Source organism: Melittangium boletus DSM 14713 (genome assembly GCF_002305855.1).
GTDB classification, from domain to species: Bacteria; Myxococcota; Myxococcia; order Myxococcales; family Myxococcaceae; genus Cystobacter; species Cystobacter boletus.
In genome coordinates this window covers 6887287-6903277 of sequence record NZ_CP022163.1, presented here as the reverse complement: position 1 = coordinate 6903277, position 15991 = coordinate 6887287, and the positions used below count along the sequence as shown (strand labels likewise).

Sequence of the window (15991 nt, the reverse complement as noted above, 5' to 3'; positions counted from 1 at the left end):
GAACGGGGTGTCCCCTCCTGGATCGCTCCAATCTGGACCGGCGGTGAAAGAGGACTAAATCCCTCCGATTCGCCGGTTACGACGGCGCAGGACCCTCGTCCCTCATGTCGCCTTGACCGAGGGGGGGTCGATTTTATAATTGACCAGTCCAGTCCACATTAGGTGTGCCAATGTAGGCACGCCCAAGGACGTCGCGGGGTTATCCCACCCGTCGAGGTCCGAGACCGACGGCTGCCCGGAAGGTTCACCGAGATGCTGAAGCTGCCCATCTACATGGACAACCACGCCACCACGCCGCTGGATCCGCGTGTGTTGGAGGCCATGCTGCCCTATCTGCGCGAGGACTTCGGCAATGCCGCGTCGCGCAATCACGCGTTCGGTTGGAAGGCCGAGGCGGCGGTGGAGCAGGCGCGCAAGCAGGTGGCGGCGCTCATCGGCGCGTCGGACAAGGAGATTGTCTTCACCTCGGGCGCCACCGAGTCGGACAACCTGGCCATCAAGGGCGTGGTCGAGTTCTACAAGGACAAGGGCGACCACATCATCACCCTGAAGACGGAGCACAAGGCGGTGCTCGACACGTGCAAGCGCCTGGAGCGCGTGCGTCAGGAGCGGCTGGACGAGCTCAAGACGCTGCGCCTCATGCAGCTCACGGGAGGCCCGGTGTCCCGCGAGGACCTGGCCACGCTCGCCATCAAGCACGACCTGGACAACGACGCGGCCTACCAGCAGTGGGCGGCGCTGCCCACGGGTGGCGCGCGCGTGACGTACCTGGACGTGGAGAAGGATGGCCGGGTCGACCTCAAGAAGCTCGAGGCGGCCATGACGGACAAGACCCTCCTGGTGTCCATCATGCTCGCCAACAACGAGATCGGCACCGTGCAGCCCATCGCGGAGATTGGCCGCCTGTGCCGCCAGCGCGGCATCCTGCTGCACTGCGACGCGGTGCAGGGCATTGGCAAGGTGCCCTTCCACGTCGAGGAGATGAACGTGGACCTGGCGTCCATCTCCGCGCACAAGATGTATGGCCCCAAGGGCGTGGGCGCGCTGTACGTGCGCCGCAAGCCGCGCGTGCGCATCGCGCCGCTCATCGATGGCGGCGGCCATGAGCGCGGCATGCGCTCGGGCACGCTCAACGTGGCGTCCATCGTGGGCTTCGGCGAGGCGGCGAGGATCGCCCGCGAGGAGATGGCGGAGGAGGCCGTGCGCCTGTCGCGCCTGCGCGAGCGGCTGCGCAAGGGCATCGCCGAGAAGCTGGATCTCATCACGGTGAACGGCTCGCAGGAGCACCGGCTGCCGGGCAACCTGAACATCTCCTTCGCCTATGTGGAGGGCGAGGCGCTGATGATGGCCATCAAGGACGTCGCGGTGTCCTCGGGTTCGGCGTGCACGTCCGCCTCGCTCGAGCCCTCCTATGTGCTGCGCGCCTGTGGTGTGGACGAGGAGATGGCGCACAGCTCCATCCGCTTCGGCCTGGGCCGCTTCAACACCGAGGAAGAGGTCGACTTCGTCATCCAGCTCATGGTGGACAAGGTGAACCGTCTGCGCGAGATGAGCCCGCTGTACGAGATGGCCAAGGAAGGCATCGACCTCAAGAGCATCGAGTGGACGGCGCACTAGTCCTCCCCACCCCCTTCACACCCTTACGGAGTCCCCCATGGCCTATAGCGACAAAGTCATCGACCACTACGAGAACCCCCGCAACGTCGGCTCGCTCGACAAGTCGGACCCCAACGTGGGCACCGGCCTGGTGGGCGCGCCCGCGTGCGGCGACGTGATGCGCCTGCAGCTGAAGATCACCGACGAGGGCATCATCGAGGACGCGCGCTTCAAGACGTTCGGGTGCGGCTCGGCCATCGCGTCCAGCTCCCTGGTGAGCGAGTGGGTGAAGGGCAAGACGGTGGACGAGGCGCTGACCATCTCCAACAAGGATGTGGCGCGCGAGCTGGCGCTGCCGCCGGTGAAGATCCACTGTTCCGTGTTGGCCGAGGACGCCATCAAGGCGGCCATCGACGACTTCAAGAAGAAGCGCCAGGCGCGCCGCGAGGCGGTCTGACGTCCGTCCAGGGCGACGCGAGGAGGCACGTGATGAACGAGCAGGCGACAGAGCAGACGGTCCAGAAGACGGCGCCTGCCACCCCGGCCGCCAAGCCGGCGAGGGGCATCACGCTGCATGACAGCGCGGTGGCGCAGCTGCACAAGCTGCTGGCCGAGCGGCAGACGCCCGACGCGGGCCTGCGCATCGCGGTGCGGGGCGGCGGGTGTTCGGGGCTCGCGTACGTGATGGAGTGGGCGGAGAAGCCGCGCGAGAAGGACAAGATCTTCGAGCGCGAGGGCGTGCGGGTCTTCGTGGATCCAAAGAGCTACCTGTACCTGCTCGGCACGGAGATCGTGTACGAGTCCACGCTGATGGCCAGCGGGTTCAAGCTGAACAATCCCAACGTGAAGGGCGCGTGCGGCTGCGGCGAGAGCTTCTCCGTCTGAGCGCTGGCGCTACGGCGCATTCCCATTCCGGGGCCCGGCCGCGACACGCCGGGCCCTTGTTGTTTCGTCCGTCGAGAGGGACGCATCCGTGAAGTGCTGGAACTGTGACAAGGAGTCGGAGGGCCGCCCCTTCTGTGGGGCCTGCGGGAAGATCGCGGGCCGGCTCGCGGGCACCACCCACTTCGCCGTCTTCGGCCTGCCCCCGAGCCATGACGTGCAGCTGGACGCCCTGGAGCGGCAATACCGGGAGCTGTCGTTGAAGCTGCACCCGGACCGCTTCGCCCAGGCGGAGGCACGCGAGCGCCGGCTGTCGCTCGAGCAGACCACGGCGCTCAACGAGGCCTACAAGACGCTCAAGGACGCCACCCGGCGCGCCTTCTACCTGCTGTCGCTGCACGGCGTGGACCTGGACCGCGAGGACTCGGGCGCCCAGAAGAACATGCCCCTCGAGTTCCTCGAGGAGGTGATGGAGCTGCGCGAGGCGCTCGACGAGGCCATGGAGGCCCGGGACACCGGACGCATCCAGAAGATGGCCCAGGACGTGGGGGCGCGGCGCTCGGGAGCGCTCCAGGAGGCGGTGGAGGCCCTGCGCACCCTGGAGAAGGGGCCTTTGGACGAGTCCCTGGTGAAAAAGGCGTCGCACGCCCTGGGTCGGGTGCGCTACTTCACGCGCTTCCTCGAGCAGGTGGACGCGTTCGAGGAGGAGATGCTGGCGTGAGCAAGAACGGCTACCTGCAGATTCATGATCCGCTCAAGCCCAAGGGGCACGCGGTGGGGATCGACCTGGGCACCACGAACTCGCTGGTGGCGAGCGTCGTCCAGGGCAAACCCCGCTGCTTCGCGGCGGACGAGGGGGACAGCCTGCTGCTGCCCTCGGTGGTGCACTACGGCAAGGACGGAGGCGTGGTGGTGGGCGCGCGCGCCCGGAGCCTCGTGGCCGAGCACCCCACGGACACCATCGTCTCCGTGAAGCGCTTCATGGGCCGGGGTCCGGATGATCCGGAGACGCGCAAGCTGGGCGCCTACCAGTTCGCGAGCGGCGGCAAGGTGGTGCGCTTCCAGGTGGCCGGGGGCCAGCCGGTGACGCCCATCGAGGTGTCCGGGGAAATCCTGCGCGCCCTCAAGCGCCGCGCGGAGACGCACTTCTCCGGCCGGGTGGAGCAGGCCGTCATCACCGTGCCCGCCTACTTCGACGACGCCCAGCGCCAGGCCACCAAGGACGCGGGCCGGCTCGCGGGCCTGGACGTGCTGCGCTTGCTCAACGAGCCCACCGCGGCGGCGCTCGCCTACGGGCTGGACAAGGGCAGCCAGGGCACCTTCGCGGTGTACGACCTGGGCGGCGGCACCTTCGACATCTCCATCCTCAAGCTGGTGGACGGCGTCTTCGAGGTGAAGAGCACCGGCGGTGACTCGGCGCTCGGCGGAGACGACTTCGACCGGGCCATCGCCCAGCGCGTGCTCCAGGCCCTCGGGGAGGCCTCCCCTTCCGCGGCCCTCGTGGCCGAGGTGCTCGCCACCTCGCGCAAGGCCAAGGAAGCCCTCACCGACGGCCCCGAGACGGAGCTGGCCGTGGGCTCGCACCGGCAGACGATCCGGCGCTCGGACGTGGAGGAGTGGATCCGCCCGCTCCTCCAGAAGACGGGCGCGGTGTGCCGGCGGGCCCTCAAGGACGCGGGCGTGACGGCCTCGGAGCTGGACGGCGTCATCCTCGTGGGCGGCTCCACCCGGGTGCCCGCCGTGCGAGCGTTCGTGGCCGAGCTGTTCGGCCGCGAGCCCCTGGGCGACATCGACCCGGATCAAGTGGTGGCGCTCGGCGCCGCCGTCCAGGCGGACCTGCTCACCAATGATGCCCGCCAGGACGAGGTGCTGCTGCTCGACGTCATCCCCCTGTCGCTGGGGCTCGAGACGATGGGCGGGCTCGTGGAGAAGCTGATTCCCCGCAACTCCACCATCCCCACCGCCGCCGCCCAGGTCTTCACCACCTTCAAGGACGGACAGACGGGCCTGGACATCCACGTGCTCCAGGGCGAGCGCGAGCTCGTGGAGGACTGCCGCAGCCTGTCGCGCTTCACCCTGGGTGGGATTCCACCCATGACGGCGGGCATGGCCCGGGTGGAGGTGCGCTTCCAGGTGGACGCGGACGGCATCCTCTCCGTGAGCGCCAAGGAGCAGAGCACCGGCGCCACCCAGTCCATCACCGTCAAGCCCAGCCACGGCCTCACCGACGAGGAGATCGAGACCATGTTGCTCGACTCCATCGACCACGCGGAGGAGGACATCCAGGTGCGCCAGGTACGCGAGCAGCGGGTGGAGGCCGAGCGCGTCCTCACCGAGGCCGAGCGGCAGTTGGGGCAGCACGCCTCGCTCCTCGTCGAGGGCGAGCGCGCCACCATCGAGGCCGCCATGGCCCGGGTGCGCGAGCAGGCCCAGGGGAAGGACTCCCAGGCCATCAAGGACGCCATCCACGCCCTGGACGAGGGGTGCAAGCCCTTCGTCGAGCGCATCATGAACCAGGCCCTGACGAAGGTCGTCGCGGGCCACTCGGTCGAGGAGTTCTGACGTGCCCAAGGTCCACTTCAAGAGCCCCCTGGAGGACGTCTCGGTGGAGGTGTCCCCGGGCACCACCCTCCTGGACGCCGCCGAGAAGGCCGGCGCCAAGGTCGGCCATTCCTGTGGAGGGGTCTGCGGCTGCTCCACCTGTCACATCTGGATCCGCAAGGGCCTCCAGTCGCTCTCCGAGCAACGGGACGACGAGGTGGACCGGCTGGACATGGGCTTCGACGTCCGCCCCTACTCCCGCCTGTCCTGCCAGACGGAGGTCGGCACGGAGGAGGTGCTCGCGGAGATCACCGAGGAGTCCCTCACGGCTTGGCTGGACGAGAATCCCGCCGTGCGCCGGCAGCTCATGTCCGAGGGAAAATGGCCCGTGAAGAAGTAGGTTGAAACAACTGCTTGACGGGGACGGTTCAGGCATCTATACACCGCCCCCGTCGACGCAACGCACCGCCGAGACGCCGCAGCAAGAAGGCAGCGCCACCCGCCCAGGTGGTGGAATTGGTAGACACACTAGATTCAGGGTCTAGCGCCTGCAAGGGCATGGAGGTTCGAGTCCTCTCCTGGGCACTGAGAAAGGCCCCCGCTGAAAAGCGGGGGCCTTTTTCTTTTCCGGCTCCTCCGGTCACGCCGGGCTGTGGTGAGGGCTCACCGACTCGTGGGCCATGTGCCCCGCCGCGTCGCGGGCCAGGCTGCCGCCCTTGCGCAAGTCGCGGATCCGGATGCCCCGCAGGCGGACGGACAAGGCGCCCAGGGACACCTGACTGAGCATCGTCGCCAGGTGGGTGAGCGTCGCGAACGCCGCCGCGTCCTCGGCCGAGGCCCCCAGCGAGCGCGCCGCCCAGCTGGTGACGAAGTAGTAGATGCCCATACCCGCGGGGACTCCGGGCAAGGCCTGCCCGAGCGCGATGGCCCCCAGGACGACGGCACCCGCGAACAGGCCTCCCGGGACGCCAATGCCGTGCAGCGCCAGTCCATAGCCCAGCGCGGGCGCCAGGACGGGCCCCACGGAGAAGAGCAGCGCCCGGGCCATGCCCTTGAAGCTGCGCGCCGTCCCCAGGCCCTCGGACACATGGCCCAGCAGGTGACGCACGCGCGGCAGCCGGTGCTTGCGCTCCAGCCAGCGGGCGAGCGGCAGCGCGTAGTGCGCCAGCAACACCACCAGCACCATCAGGCCCACGCAGACGCCCAGGGCGATGCGCAGCGGCCCGGCGAAGCTGGCCATCGTCTTCCCGAAGGGCCCCAGGAAGGACACGAACACCAGGCCCATGAGCGCCGCGAACTCCAGCAGCTTGCACACCGCCACCGAGCCCAGGGCCTGCAGGAAGGGAATGCGCTGGGTGCGCGACAGCAGGAAGCAGCGGATGAAATCCCCCAGCTTGCCGGGCAGCGCGTTGTGGGTGAAGGCGCCAATGGCCACCAGGTGGTAGCGCTCCCGCAGGGGAACGGGCTTGCTCAGCGTCGTCTGCCACTGCACCGCCCTCAGGGGGAGGATGGCCGCGGACAGCAGCAGGAACGGGATGAGCCAGCGCAGGTGCGCGGGCAGATCCTCGAAGAAGCGCGCCCAGGAGAAGCGCGGCAGGAGCAGGGGCCCAGGCCCTCCCGGGTTCCAGGTGAAGAAGGCGCTCGCGACGAGGATGACCGTCAGCACCACCCCCACCAGGACCATCAACACCTTGAGGTATGTACGTCCACCCACCCGCTTCATAGGGAAGCCTCCCTCCAGCCGGTGGGGGCCACCTCCACCCGAGGCCGTGCCCCATCCCGGTAGATGCTCGACAGCCGCTCGTACAGCTGGGTGCAGTGGCCCAGGGCGGACAGGTCCACCGGGAGCGACTGGGGCCAGCACACGAGGCTGGCCGTCTCCGTGCGCGTGAGTCCCCCGTGCGAGCCGAACTCCCAGGCGAAGCCCACCGTGCCGCCCTGGGGTACCGCCTGGCCGAAGAGCACCAGGTCGCCCGCGGTGGGCATGTGCGGCAATTCACGCAGGTAGTCCGCCACCGCGCGGCGGGAGAACTCCACGGGCAGGGGCGCGCTGATGATGTCCTCCGACCCGTACACCTGCCCCCCGATGATGGCCACCGCCGAGTCCCGCTGACGCACCACCACGATGCCAATGTCCGGGTGGCGCGTGGCCCGGGCGAGCACTTCCGGGAAGCGCTCCACCAGCTGCGCGGCCTCGAGCGGCTGGCGCTCGCGCGTCAGGTAGACGTGGGAGAAATTGCCGGACTCCACCACCACGGGATTCAACGGCACATGCGGCTCCCTCCCCCGCTCCGGGAGGACGCGTCCATCGAGCAGCCCGCGCCGCACATCCTCGGACAAAGGCGGGGACTCGCCCTCCAAGAGAAGCTTCTCCAGCCGCTGGCCGGTGCGCTTCTCGATGGCGTCACTGTCCACGTGGCCATGATCCGACAGGAAGATGACGTCGTAGCCAGGCTGGACCGCGTGGGCCACCGCATGGAGCTCGGCCAGATAGGCATCCACGCGCCGCAACTCCGCGAGCGCCTGCTCCGAGCGAGGCCCCCGGCGGTGGGCCACCTCGTCGTAATTGCCGTAGACGAGGTAGACGATGGGCACGCCACGCACCATGTCCACCAGGGCCTTGGTGTGGGCGAAGCTCCAACCGAGCCGCTGGAGGAAGACACGGCTCATCAAATAGGCGTGCTCGTGGCGCCAGTCCCGCTGAATCCGGGCCCAGCGATGGACCTCGGTGAAGGCATTCCAGGCATCCCGGCCAAGTGAGCGCAGATACGAGAGCGGCCCCCGCGTCCGGCCCGCGACCACGCCCTCCATCTCGTACCTGAAGCCGCGCACCATCGTCTTGAAGCTGGCCACGGTGCTCATGCACAGGCGGTTGTTGGCCTGGGCCTGGAAGAGCGAGAAGTAGGTGTGCCCTCCCTCGGACAGCAGGCTCGTGCCGGGGCGGTGTCCCAGCCGCGTCTCGATGGCGAGCGCGTCCGCCGGGGTGTTCATCTGCACCTTGCGGCCCAGTTCCCGATCGAACCAGCTATAGGCGGGCAGATTGGGATGGCGGTGGCCATAGAGAAACCCGCCCTGAAAGGCGGGAGTGGAGGCGGGCGAGCCCCAGAAGGCCTCATCCAGGGCATAGGCACCCGAGCCCACCAGTCCCCCGAGAAAGGGCATCTGCCCGGAGCGCAGCCCCTCTTCCAACGCGGCCTTGGGAACGCCGTCCAGATGAACGAGGAGCAGCTTGCGCCGTCGGGAAGCCGACAGCGGACGCACCTGGGACTCCACCTGGCGCACGTAGCGCCGGGCCCATGTCTGCAGCTGCGGGTTGATCACCTCGTTCACCATGTCTCCTCCCCTTGGCCCCCGGAGAAGATGCACATGGAGGAAGGCACCAGCCGGGCAGTCGAGGAAATGACGATGGCTCCGTCGGAGAGTAGCCAGGGAGGCGGAGCCCGCCACGGGCCGATAGTGCAGGGCGCATGGGGCATGGCACCTTGTCGCCCGATGCTCACGACCGCGCTGCTGCTCACGACGCTGGCCACGGCCCCCGCTCCTTCGCTGGAAATGCCCGCCCCGCTCGCCGCACCAGTGGCGCCCGCGCCCAAGGCCAAGGAGCACGGGGTCGACGCCATCGTGCTGCCCCTCGTGAGCTACAACTCGGACCTGGGCTTCACCTATGGCGGCGTGGCGGGCGCCTATTTGTACGCCCCCGGCCACGCGCCCTACCGGCACGCCATCGCCATCCAGACGCTGTTCACCAGCCGGGGCCAGCAGAACCACTACCTGCGCTACGACGGACCGCGGCTCATCGGACCGCTTCGCCTGGAGATGCGCCTGGAGTACCGGCGCGAGCTGCGCAGTCCCTTCTACGGAGCGGGCAACGTGTCCGCGCAGGACTTCCACGGCAACGAGAACCAGGAGCGCTTCAACTACACCAAGGGCTCACCCGGTGCCTGGTTCCGCCTCCGGGGACGGCCCTGGGGTGACAACCACCCCTTCCAATCCTACGTGGGCTACGGGTGGCGCTACACGCAGGTGTCTCCGTTCGACGCCTCGGTGCTGCAGGATCTCAAGCCCGTGGGCTACGAGGGCGGGGCCACGGGACAGCTCACCGCGGGCGTGCTCTGGGACACACGCGACAACGAGTCGGACCCCGTGCGCGGCGGCGTGGAGGAGTTGAGCCTGCGCGTGTCGGGGAGCGCCACGGGCAGCCGCTACCAGTACGGAGGCGTGACGTTGAGCGAGCGGCGCTTCTGGCAGTTGGGCTCCCGCGTGGTGCTCGCCCAGCGGCTGACGCTGGACGCGCTGTTTGGCGAGGTGCCCTTCTTCGAGTGGGTGAACACCGGCGGCGTCACGTTCACCGAGGGCATCGGTGGCATGAGCAGTGTGCGCGGCATCGAGCGCAACCGCTTCGCGGGCAACATCAAGGCGTTCTCCAACACGGAGGTGCGCGTGCGGGCGTTCAGCTTCAACCTGTTCGGCGCGCCGGTGTACGCGGGCGGAGTGGGCTTCGTGGACGTGGGGCGCGTGTGGCACCCGGACACGGTGGACGGCCCGTGGTGGAAGTGGCACCCCGGCGTGGGCGCGGGCCTGCGGGTGGCCCGGCGCGCGGCCGTGGTGCGCTTCGACTGGGCCATGTCCCCCGAGACGCTGCGCCACCGCGTCTACCTCAACTTCGGCCACATGTTCTGAACGGCGGATGGCCGACGAGGCGCGTCCACGTCACGGACGCGCGTAGGCCACCATGCCGCGCAGCACCGCGGCGCCGCCCTCGCAGCGCTGACGGAACGACGCGGACAGCTTGCGCAGGCCCACCGAGTCCCAGACGATTTCATGAATCTGGAACTCCCCCTCGATGGTGTTGCAACCCCGCCCGTCCCCGCCCACATCCAGACCCGGATGGCCGGAGGAGGCGAACGCGGCACGCTGCGCGTTGGTGTAGGTCCCCACCGTCAACGGCCGGCCGAGGGCCCGGCTCGAGAACTCCACGTCCCACCAGAGCCCCTGACTCGAGTTCGTGGGCGTCAGATCGAGCCGCACGTAGTCACGGCTCGTGCTGGAGTACACGTAGGCATTCCACGTGCCATTGGTGATGACATCCGCGCCGGGGTGGATGTAATCGCGGGGCTGGCCGAGCACGGGGTTGCCCGCGTCACCGTCCAGGAACAACGTCCCGGTCGGCGCGGTGCAACTCAGGGTCGTGGCCAGCGCCTCGGACTGCTCAACGAACTCCAAGGACTGGGCGTTCGCGGAGGAAGAAGCCAGAACACCCAGACACAGGGAGACAACCGCGGACGAAACGCTGCGCATGAAAGTCCTCCAAGGGGAGAAGAGACTTTCATGAGTCTATGAGCGTGTCTGACACGCCCGAGGGACCGGCCAATCCCAGACGCGAGTCCGCCCTGGAGGCTCAGTAGATGGAGAGCCAGGGCCGCTGCACCGGACCGAAGAAGTCAGGATAGACGGCGGTGAAGAAGGAACCTGGCCCGAACACGTAGGTGCCGGAGGGGTAGGCGGTCACCAACTCCCCGTACCGCGAGCCCGACACCTCGACCGCGGCCGGGTGGAGGATGAGCGAGGTCACGTAGGCCGTCCCCGGTCCCCCGGCCGTCCCCGGCCCCCCGGAGCGGTTCGCCGCCAACCGCTCCAGTCTCAACGAGCCCAACGTGCCCGGGTCCAGCCGGTACAGATAGGTCAAGAGTACCGAGGATTCGCATGATGAAACCTCCTGACGTCTGGAAAAAGCGGAACCACTCTACCAGCGGCGCAGCGAGGACCAGGCGAAAGGCTTCCAGAAAGGCGTGGCCACCGTGTCTCCGTCGAGAGGAAACCAGGGGCCCTCCCCACCGGGTGAGAGGACATGGAAGTCCTGCGCGGGGATGAAGCCCTGGCCAAGCAGCGCCACCCGTTTGCCCTCCTCGTTTCGCGCCACGTCCAGCACCAGCACCGCATGGCCCGGACTACCACCCGACACGAAGAAGTCTCCCGGACGCACGTCCTCACGCGAGGGCTTCTGCTTCACCGTCTCCAGCGACAGGGTGCCCGCGTAGGTGAAGACCAGATCCAGATAGCGCTGGAACGCGGCGCGTGAGGCGTCCACCGGCCCGCTCTTCGTCCACGTCACCTTGGAGCCAGACACCCGCGCGCGTTCCCCCGCCGCGTACCGGGACCACGAGGCCACGTCCCCGCTGGTGAAGCGGTAGGAGATGCGCTCCTGCTGGCCCCGGGACCACAACCACTCGGCATGCAGGCGGATGATGGAGTCCGCGCACTGCTGGAGGTTGACGGGGCCCACGTCCAGCTCGGCCACCGCGCCCAGGAACGCATCCCGGGCCGAGAGGATTTCCTGGCCCCGGAAGTCGCGCACCGGCGTGCCCGCGGGACGCAGCGGCAAGCCCCGCAGCCAGTCCCCGAAGGAACCCGGCTCGACCGCGACCCGCGTGTAGCCCTCGGGTACCGGCAGGGCCTCGACGAGCGGACGAATGGTGCGCGTCGAGGACAGCCAGGGGTAACGGACCCGCTCCTCGCGCGTGGGCGCGCGGGGCTCGGAGGAAGCCGCCACTCCCGGCACGCAGCCCAGGAGCCCGGCGAGCAGCAACACCCGCCCCAGGCGCGGCATCATCGGACGGCGTCGAGCCACGAGCGCAAGGTCGGCTCCGCCTGGGCCTCACCCCGTACGCCCGGCTCCACCTCGAGTTCCAGCGTGTGGAAGCCTCGCGCGCGGATACCTTCCAGGAGCGCCGCGCGCTGCCCGGCGTCCGGGGCGAACAGGATGCACCCGTCTCCGCCACCGGCTCCGGACTGCTTGCCCACGCAGCCATACGCCGAGGCCAGGCTCAGCACCCGCTGCATGGGCTCGGTCTCCAGCGGACCCAGCTCCTGCAACAGCGCCTGCTGCTCGCGCACGGCCTCGGAGAAGGCGCGGAAGTCCCCTCCGCCCAGGCCCTGCTCGATCTCCTGGCCCAGCGCGTCCGAGCGCCGCACGAAGTCCTGGCGGCCCTGCTCGCCCCACTTCGCCTCCACCTGGGAGATGAGCACGCGCGTCGAGGCGCTTTCCCCGGTGAAGGCATAGCCCATGGACACGCGGGGCGTGGGCAGGCGCCACACGTCCACCGGCGCGGAGCCATCCAACGCCGCGCGATAGCCGCCGGTGCTCGACGCCTCGATGAGTCCGGACAGCGCATAGCGCCGGTAGCGCACCACGCCGCCCGCGTGGCTGGTGGCCACGTCGCCGCCACTGCCCTTGCCGTTCTGCTGCGCGGTGTGCGCCACGAGCGCCACCTTGAGCGCGTCGAAGCGCTCCTCCAGCACGTAGCGCACCGCGTCCGCCGCCAGCACCGTGGCGCACGCGCTGCCGCCCATGCCCAGCTTGCGTCCGTTGGGCCCCACCGCCGAGGGCGCCAGCGCCAGATCGAAGCCCACGCACTCGCGCCCATGCAGCCGCAACGCCTCGTCCAACGTGCGCGCCACGAAGGAGAAGCCCGGGGGCACCTCGCGCTCCCACTTCACGCCCAGGGGCGTCGTGCGGCCCGCGAGCGTCCCCTCTTCCAGGCACACGTGCACCCGGTTGTCCGAGCGCCGACGCACCAGCGCCGCCGTCCGCGGGCCAATCGCCGCCACGCGCGACACGCCGCCCCACAGCACGGCGTACTCGCCCGACACGAACAGCTTCCCCGGAGCCGAGAGCGCGCGCTCCATCAGAACAGGTGCTCCGCGAGCAGCCGCGCGTCACCGCCCGGCACGCACCGCACCACCTCCGTGGCGCCACAGGCCCGGGCGACGGCCTCGGCCGCCACCTCGTGCGCCGCGTCCGTGAGGATGCAGGGGTTGGGTCCAGCGTCCAGGGTGAACCACACCGGCACGCCCTTCTTGCGCTGCTCGCGCAACGAGTGGATGAGCGCCAGGGTGGCCGGCATCAGGTAGCAGAGGGGAGGATCCGCCGCGAGCGACGTGGCGTGCATCCGCCAGGCGTTGCGCTCACACATCTCGCCCAGCGCCTGCAGATCCCTCCGGGCGATGTAGTCCCGGGCGCGCACCACCTCGGCCTCGGCGTCCTTCGTCCACGCCGCGTAGTAGGGGCTCGTCTCCACGGCGTTCTTCATGCCGTCGCGCGACTTCACTTCCTTCTCGTCGCGGCTGACGATGGCCACCACCATGCGCAGCTCCGGCCAGTGCTTCTCGTCGAAGCGCTGCACCGCGTAGCTGTCCGTGCCATCCGGACGCTCGCCGCGCATCCACTCGCACAGGCCGCCCTGCACGCTGCGGCACGCCGAGCCACTGCCCAGGCGCGCCAGGAGGCTCGCCGCCCGGGGATCCGCCGGCAGTCCCGCCGCCGCGCGCGCCGCCACCGCCAGGGCCGCGAAGCCCGCCGCGCTGCTCGCCAGGCCCGCCGACGCCGGGAAGTCCCCGCGCGACACCATCCGCGCAGGACCGAGCGTCTGGCCCTTGGCCTCGGCGCGCACCGCGTCCAGCACGCGAATCACGCGCTCGCGCTCGCTGCCCTTGGCCACGTAGCCATTGAGCTCCACGGCATCGGACTCGCCCACGCCGAAGGCCACCGACGTGCGCACGGACAGGGGCGAGAGCGTCAGGGACAGGCTCGACTGATGGGGCAGGATGAGCGCGTCATCCCGCTTGCCCCAGTACTTCACCAACGCGAGATTTGGATGGGCCAGGGCGGTCGCCTTCATGCCGCCCCCCTCGCGCCCTCGCTCCGGGGCCCCGCGAGCTGGCTGTCGAAGCAGCGGTAGCCCAGGCGCGTGAGCTCGTGCACCGCCGGCTCCGTGTCGTGGAACAGGCCGATCACCGCGCCGCCATCACCCCCGGCGCCCGTGAGCTTGGCGCCCAGCGCGCCCATGCTGCGCAGCCGGTGCACCATGTCGTCGAGCCCCGGCGAGGACAGGCCCAGCGCCGCGAGCAGGCCGTGGTTGACGTTCATCACGTCGCCCAGCCCCTCCAGGTCCCCCTCCTCCACCGCCTCGGCGCCCTCGGACGCGAGCAGGCCGATCTCCCGGAAGATGCGCTGGTAGCGCTCGGCCCAGCGCTTCTGGCGCTCGCGCAGCGCGCCCACCGTCATCTTCGTGGGGCTGCGCGCGCCGGCCATCACCACCACCAGCCGCACCGGCTTGGGGCTCTCCACCACCTTGGCGCGCCCGGTCTCGGCGCCCGGCTTGCGGCGGTAGAGGATGAGCTGCTCCATGGTGCTCGTCGTGTGATCCACCCCCGACGGCGTGCCGTGGAACTCCTGCTCCATCTCCCAGGCCACGCTGGCCACCTCGGACGGCGAGCCCTTGCGCCCGGCCGCCTGCAGGAGCACGCGCGCGCACGCCACCGACAGGGCGCCCGAGCTGCCCAGGCCCATGGACAGGGGCAGATCCGTGTTGAACGTCACCTTGACGCCCGGCTCGTCGCACGCCGCCATGGCCCGGCTGAACGCGGCCTTGAGCACCTTGCGCTGCTCGGGCATCAACGCGTCCGGGATGACGAGCTGGCACTTGTTGGACGGCTCCCCGCGCGCGGTCACCCCGCGCGACAGCGGTCCCGCCAGCGCCGGGTAGCCATACACCACGCTGTGCTCCCCCAACAGGATGACCTTGCCGGCACCAAAACCCACGAAACCACTGTTCGTATCCATCTTCATCAACCCTCGGTGCCCGTGGCCGCGCGGAAGTCCTCTTCCGACAGGGAGGCGATGAGCTCGCGGGCCTTCTCCACCTTCACATGACCCGCCGTCACCAGCAGCTCGGCGATCTTCTCCACCCAGTCACCCCGGGCGCCCGCCGTCACCGCCACGCACCGCGCGTGCAGCGCCATGTGGCCCTTCTGGATGCCGATGGAGCCCAGGGCGCGCACCGCCGCGAAGTTCTGCGCCAGACCCACCGCGGCGAAGATCATGGACAGCTCGCGCGCCGAGGTGATGTTCAGGATCTTCATGTTCACCTGGACGCCCGGGTGCACCTTGATGGGGCCGCCCACCGTGCCCAGCGCCATGGGCAGCTCGATGCGGCCCACCAGGAAGCCCTCATCCACGTGCCACGTGGACAGCGGCCGGTACTGGCCGTCCCGGCATGCGAAGGCATGGGCGCCCGCCTCGATGGCGCGCCAGTCCTGACCCGCGGCGATCGCCGCCGAGTCGATGCCGTTCATGATGCCCTTGTTGTGCGTGGCCGCCCGGTACGGGTCCGCCAGCGCGAAGCGGCTCGCCTGATAGATGCCCTCGGCGATGACCGAGCCCGGCATGTCGAAGTCCGCCAGCGCCTCGAGCGGGATGCGGCACGTGGCGCGCGCGAGCCGCCGGTCCGCCAGGTTGGAGAGGATGCGCAGGAAGACCCTGCCGCCGGTGAGCTGCTCGATGAGCGGCGCCACGCCCTCGGCCATGGTGTTGATGAGGTTGGCCCCCATGGCGTCCTGCGTGTCGATGATCAGGTGGACCACGAGCAGCGGCTCACCCCGCGGCCCCTCGGGGGCCGGCAGCACGCGCACCTCGATGTCCCGGCACCCGCCGCCGCGCTTCACCATGGACGGGTGGAAGCTGTTGGCCAGCGCCAGCAGCGCCTCGCGCGCGGCGTAGATCTTCCGGGTCGCCTCGGTGGGATCGCCATAGCCGGTGAGCTGCACCTGGCCCACCATGATGGGCTCATCGGTCTCCGCGGTGAAACCGCCCGCCTCGCGGACGATCTTCGACGCGAACGACACCGCCGCCACCACCGAGGGCTCCTCCACGGCCATCGGCACCAGGTAGTCCTTGCCGTTGACCTGGAGGTTGAGGCCCAGGCCCAGCGGGAGCGAGAACGTGCCCACGGCGTTCTCGATCATCTGGTTGGCCAGACCGGGCTGGAGGGCGCCGATGCCTTGGAGCTGCGCCAGATCCGCGTCGTCCAGGTTCAGCATCTGGGCAAGCTTCTCGTGCCGGGCCACCATGGACAGCTTGTGGAACCCAGCCAACCGGGACGTCACCGTTTCGGACATGCTCTCTCTTCTCCAC

16 protein-coding genes and 1 tRNA gene are annotated in these 15991 nt (G+C 69.6%); 8 read left to right on the top strand and 9 right to left on the bottom strand.

Annotated features, from left to right (window positions below; genetic code table 11):
• The first annotated feature begins 255 nt into the window (after positions 1-255).
• From MEBOL_RS28855 to MEBOL_RS28825, 7 genes are all read left to right on the top strand, one after another.
• Positions 256-1617 (top strand): IscS subfamily cysteine desulfurase, encoded by a 1362-nt coding sequence (locus tag MEBOL_RS28855; RefSeq protein WP_245920160.1) that lies wholly within the window; start codon positions 256-258, stop codon positions 1615-1617.
• A 37-nt stretch (positions 1618-1654) separates the two neighbouring features.
• Entirely contained in the window at positions 1655-2053 is a 399-nt protein-coding gene (gene iscU, locus MEBOL_RS28850) for a Fe-S cluster assembly scaffold IscU (RefSeq protein WP_095980462.1), read from the top strand.
• Positions 2054-2085: 32 nt separating this feature from the next.
• The gene (locus MEBOL_RS28845; protein ID WP_095980461.1) at positions 2086-2481 is read left to right on the top strand and encodes a HesB/IscA family protein; all 396 of its coding nucleotides are present in this window, start codon (positions 2086-2088) and stop codon (positions 2479-2481) included.
• A gap of 88 nt (positions 2482-2569) precedes the next feature.
• On the top strand, positions 2570-3199 hold the full coding sequence (gene hscB / locus MEBOL_RS28840) for a Fe-S protein assembly co-chaperone HscB (protein ID WP_095980460.1): 630 nt from the start codon (positions 2570-2572) through the stop codon (positions 3197-3199).
• Positions 3196-5040, top strand: a complete 1845-nt coding sequence (hscA, locus tag MEBOL_RS28835; RefSeq protein WP_095980459.1) for a Fe-S protein assembly chaperone HscA — start codon at positions 3196-3198, stop codon at positions 5038-5040. Before hscB ends, hscA begins: the two co-directional genes overlap by 4 nt.
• A 1-nt stretch (position 5041) precedes the next feature.
• Complete coding sequence (locus MEBOL_RS28830; RefSeq protein WP_095980458.1) at positions 5042-5419, top strand: 2Fe-2S iron-sulfur cluster-binding protein; 378 nt, start codon at positions 5042-5044, stop codon at positions 5417-5419.
• A gap of 101 nt (positions 5420-5520) precedes the next feature.
• A tRNA-Leu gene (locus tag MEBOL_RS28825) sits at positions 5521-5604 on the top strand.
• A 55-nt stretch (positions 5605-5659) separates the two neighbouring features.
• On the opposite strand, the gene MEBOL_RS28820 is transcribed toward MEBOL_RS28825, so the two are convergent.
• Both MEBOL_RS28820 and MEBOL_RS28815 read right to left on the bottom strand, forming a co-directional pair.
• A complete protein-coding gene (locus MEBOL_RS28820) occupies positions 5660-6742 on the bottom strand; it encodes a lysylphosphatidylglycerol synthase transmembrane domain-containing protein (protein WP_095980457.1) in 1083 nt (360 codons plus the stop codon).
• Positions 6739-8352 (bottom strand): alkaline phosphatase family protein, encoded by a 1614-nt coding sequence (locus MEBOL_RS28815; protein WP_157775595.1) that lies wholly within the window; start codon positions 8350-8352, stop codon positions 6739-6741. Before MEBOL_RS28815 ends, MEBOL_RS28820 begins: the two co-directional genes overlap by 4 nt.
• 141 nt (positions 8353-8493) lie before the next feature.
• Here MEBOL_RS28815 and omp85 point away from each other — a divergent pair, with 141 nt between their 5' ends.
• On the top strand, positions 8494-9699 hold the full coding sequence (gene omp85 / locus MEBOL_RS28810; RefSeq protein ID WP_245918932.1) for an Omp85 family outer membrane protein: 1206 nt from the start codon (positions 8494-8496) through the stop codon (positions 9697-9699).
• A 30-nt stretch (positions 9700-9729) separates the two neighbouring features.
• Here omp85 and MEBOL_RS28805 read toward each other — a convergent pair whose 3' ends face one another.
• The 7 genes from MEBOL_RS28805 to MEBOL_RS28775 form a co-directional block, all read right to left on the bottom strand.
• Positions 9730-10317 (bottom strand): hypothetical protein, encoded by a 588-nt coding sequence (locus MEBOL_RS28805; protein WP_095980455.1) that lies wholly within the window; start codon positions 10315-10317, stop codon positions 9730-9732.
• A 100-nt stretch (positions 10318-10417) separates the two neighbouring features.
• Positions 10418-10705, bottom strand: coding sequence for a hypothetical protein (locus MEBOL_RS28800; protein WP_095980454.1), 288 nt, complete (start codon positions 10703-10705; stop codon positions 10418-10420).
• 57 nt (positions 10706-10762) lie between these two features.
• Entirely contained in the window at positions 10763-11647 is an 885-nt protein-coding gene (locus MEBOL_RS28795) for a DUF4846 domain-containing protein (protein WP_245918931.1), read from the bottom strand.
• Positions 11626-12705, bottom strand: coding sequence for a mevalonate kinase family protein (locus tag MEBOL_RS28790; protein ID WP_095980452.1), 1080 nt, complete (start codon positions 12703-12705; stop codon positions 11626-11628). The genes MEBOL_RS28795 and MEBOL_RS28790 overlap by 22 nt, the downstream gene beginning before the upstream one ends.
• Entirely contained in the window at positions 12705-13697 is a 993-nt protein-coding gene (mvaD, locus tag MEBOL_RS28785; RefSeq protein WP_095980451.1) for a diphosphomevalonate decarboxylase, read from the bottom strand. The genes MEBOL_RS28790 and mvaD overlap by 1 nt, the downstream gene beginning before the upstream one ends.
• Entirely contained in the window at positions 13694-14641 is a 948-nt protein-coding gene (gene mvk, locus MEBOL_RS28780) for a mevalonate kinase (RefSeq protein WP_095983065.1), read from the bottom strand. Before mvk ends, mvaD begins: the two co-directional genes overlap by 4 nt.
• Before the next feature lie 5 nt (positions 14642-14646).
• Complete coding sequence (locus MEBOL_RS28775; protein WP_095980450.1) at positions 14647-15975, bottom strand: hydroxymethylglutaryl-CoA reductase, degradative; 1329 nt, start codon at positions 15973-15975, stop codon at positions 14647-14649.
• Positions 15976-15991: the final 16 nt, after the last annotated feature.

Bases quoted from the DNA above. Each gene is read 5' to 3' on its own strand.
- iscU (WP_095980462.1), top strand. From the start codon at position 1,655: ATGGCCTATAGCGACAAAGTCATCGACCACTACGAGAACCCCCGCAAC.
- MEBOL_RS28845 (WP_095980461.1), top strand. From the start codon at position 2,086: ATGAACGAGCAGGCGACAGAGCAGACGGTCCAGAAGACGGCGCCTGCC.
- MEBOL_RS28820 (WP_095980457.1), bottom strand. From the start codon at position 6,742: ATGAAGCGGGTGGGTGGACGTACATACCTCAAGGTGTTGATGGTCCTG.
- MEBOL_RS28815 (WP_157775595.1), bottom strand. From the start codon at position 8,352: ATGGTGAACGAGGTGATCAACCCGCAGCTGCAGACATGGGCCCGGCGC.
- omp85 (WP_245918932.1), top strand. From the start codon at position 8,494: ATGGCACCTTGTCGCCCGATGCTCACGACCGCGCTGCTGCTCACGACG.
- MEBOL_RS28805 (WP_095980455.1), bottom strand. From the start codon at position 10,317: ATGCGCAGCGTTTCGTCCGCGGTTGTCTCCCTGTGTCTGGGTGTTCTG.
- MEBOL_RS28790 (WP_095980452.1), bottom strand. From the start codon at position 12,705: ATGGAGCGCGCGCTCTCGGCTCCGGGGAAGCTGTTCGTGTCGGGCGAG.
- mvaD (WP_095980451.1), bottom strand. From the start codon at position 13,697: ATGAAGGCGACCGCCCTGGCCCATCCAAATCTCGCGTTGGTGAAGTAC.
- mvk (WP_095983065.1), bottom strand. From the start codon at position 14,641: ATGGATACGAACAGTGGTTTCGTGGGTTTTGGTGCCGGCAAGGTCATC.
- MEBOL_RS28775 (WP_095980450.1), bottom strand. From the start codon at position 15,975: ATGTCCGAAACGGTGACGTCCCGGTTGGCTGGGTTCCACAAGCTGTCC.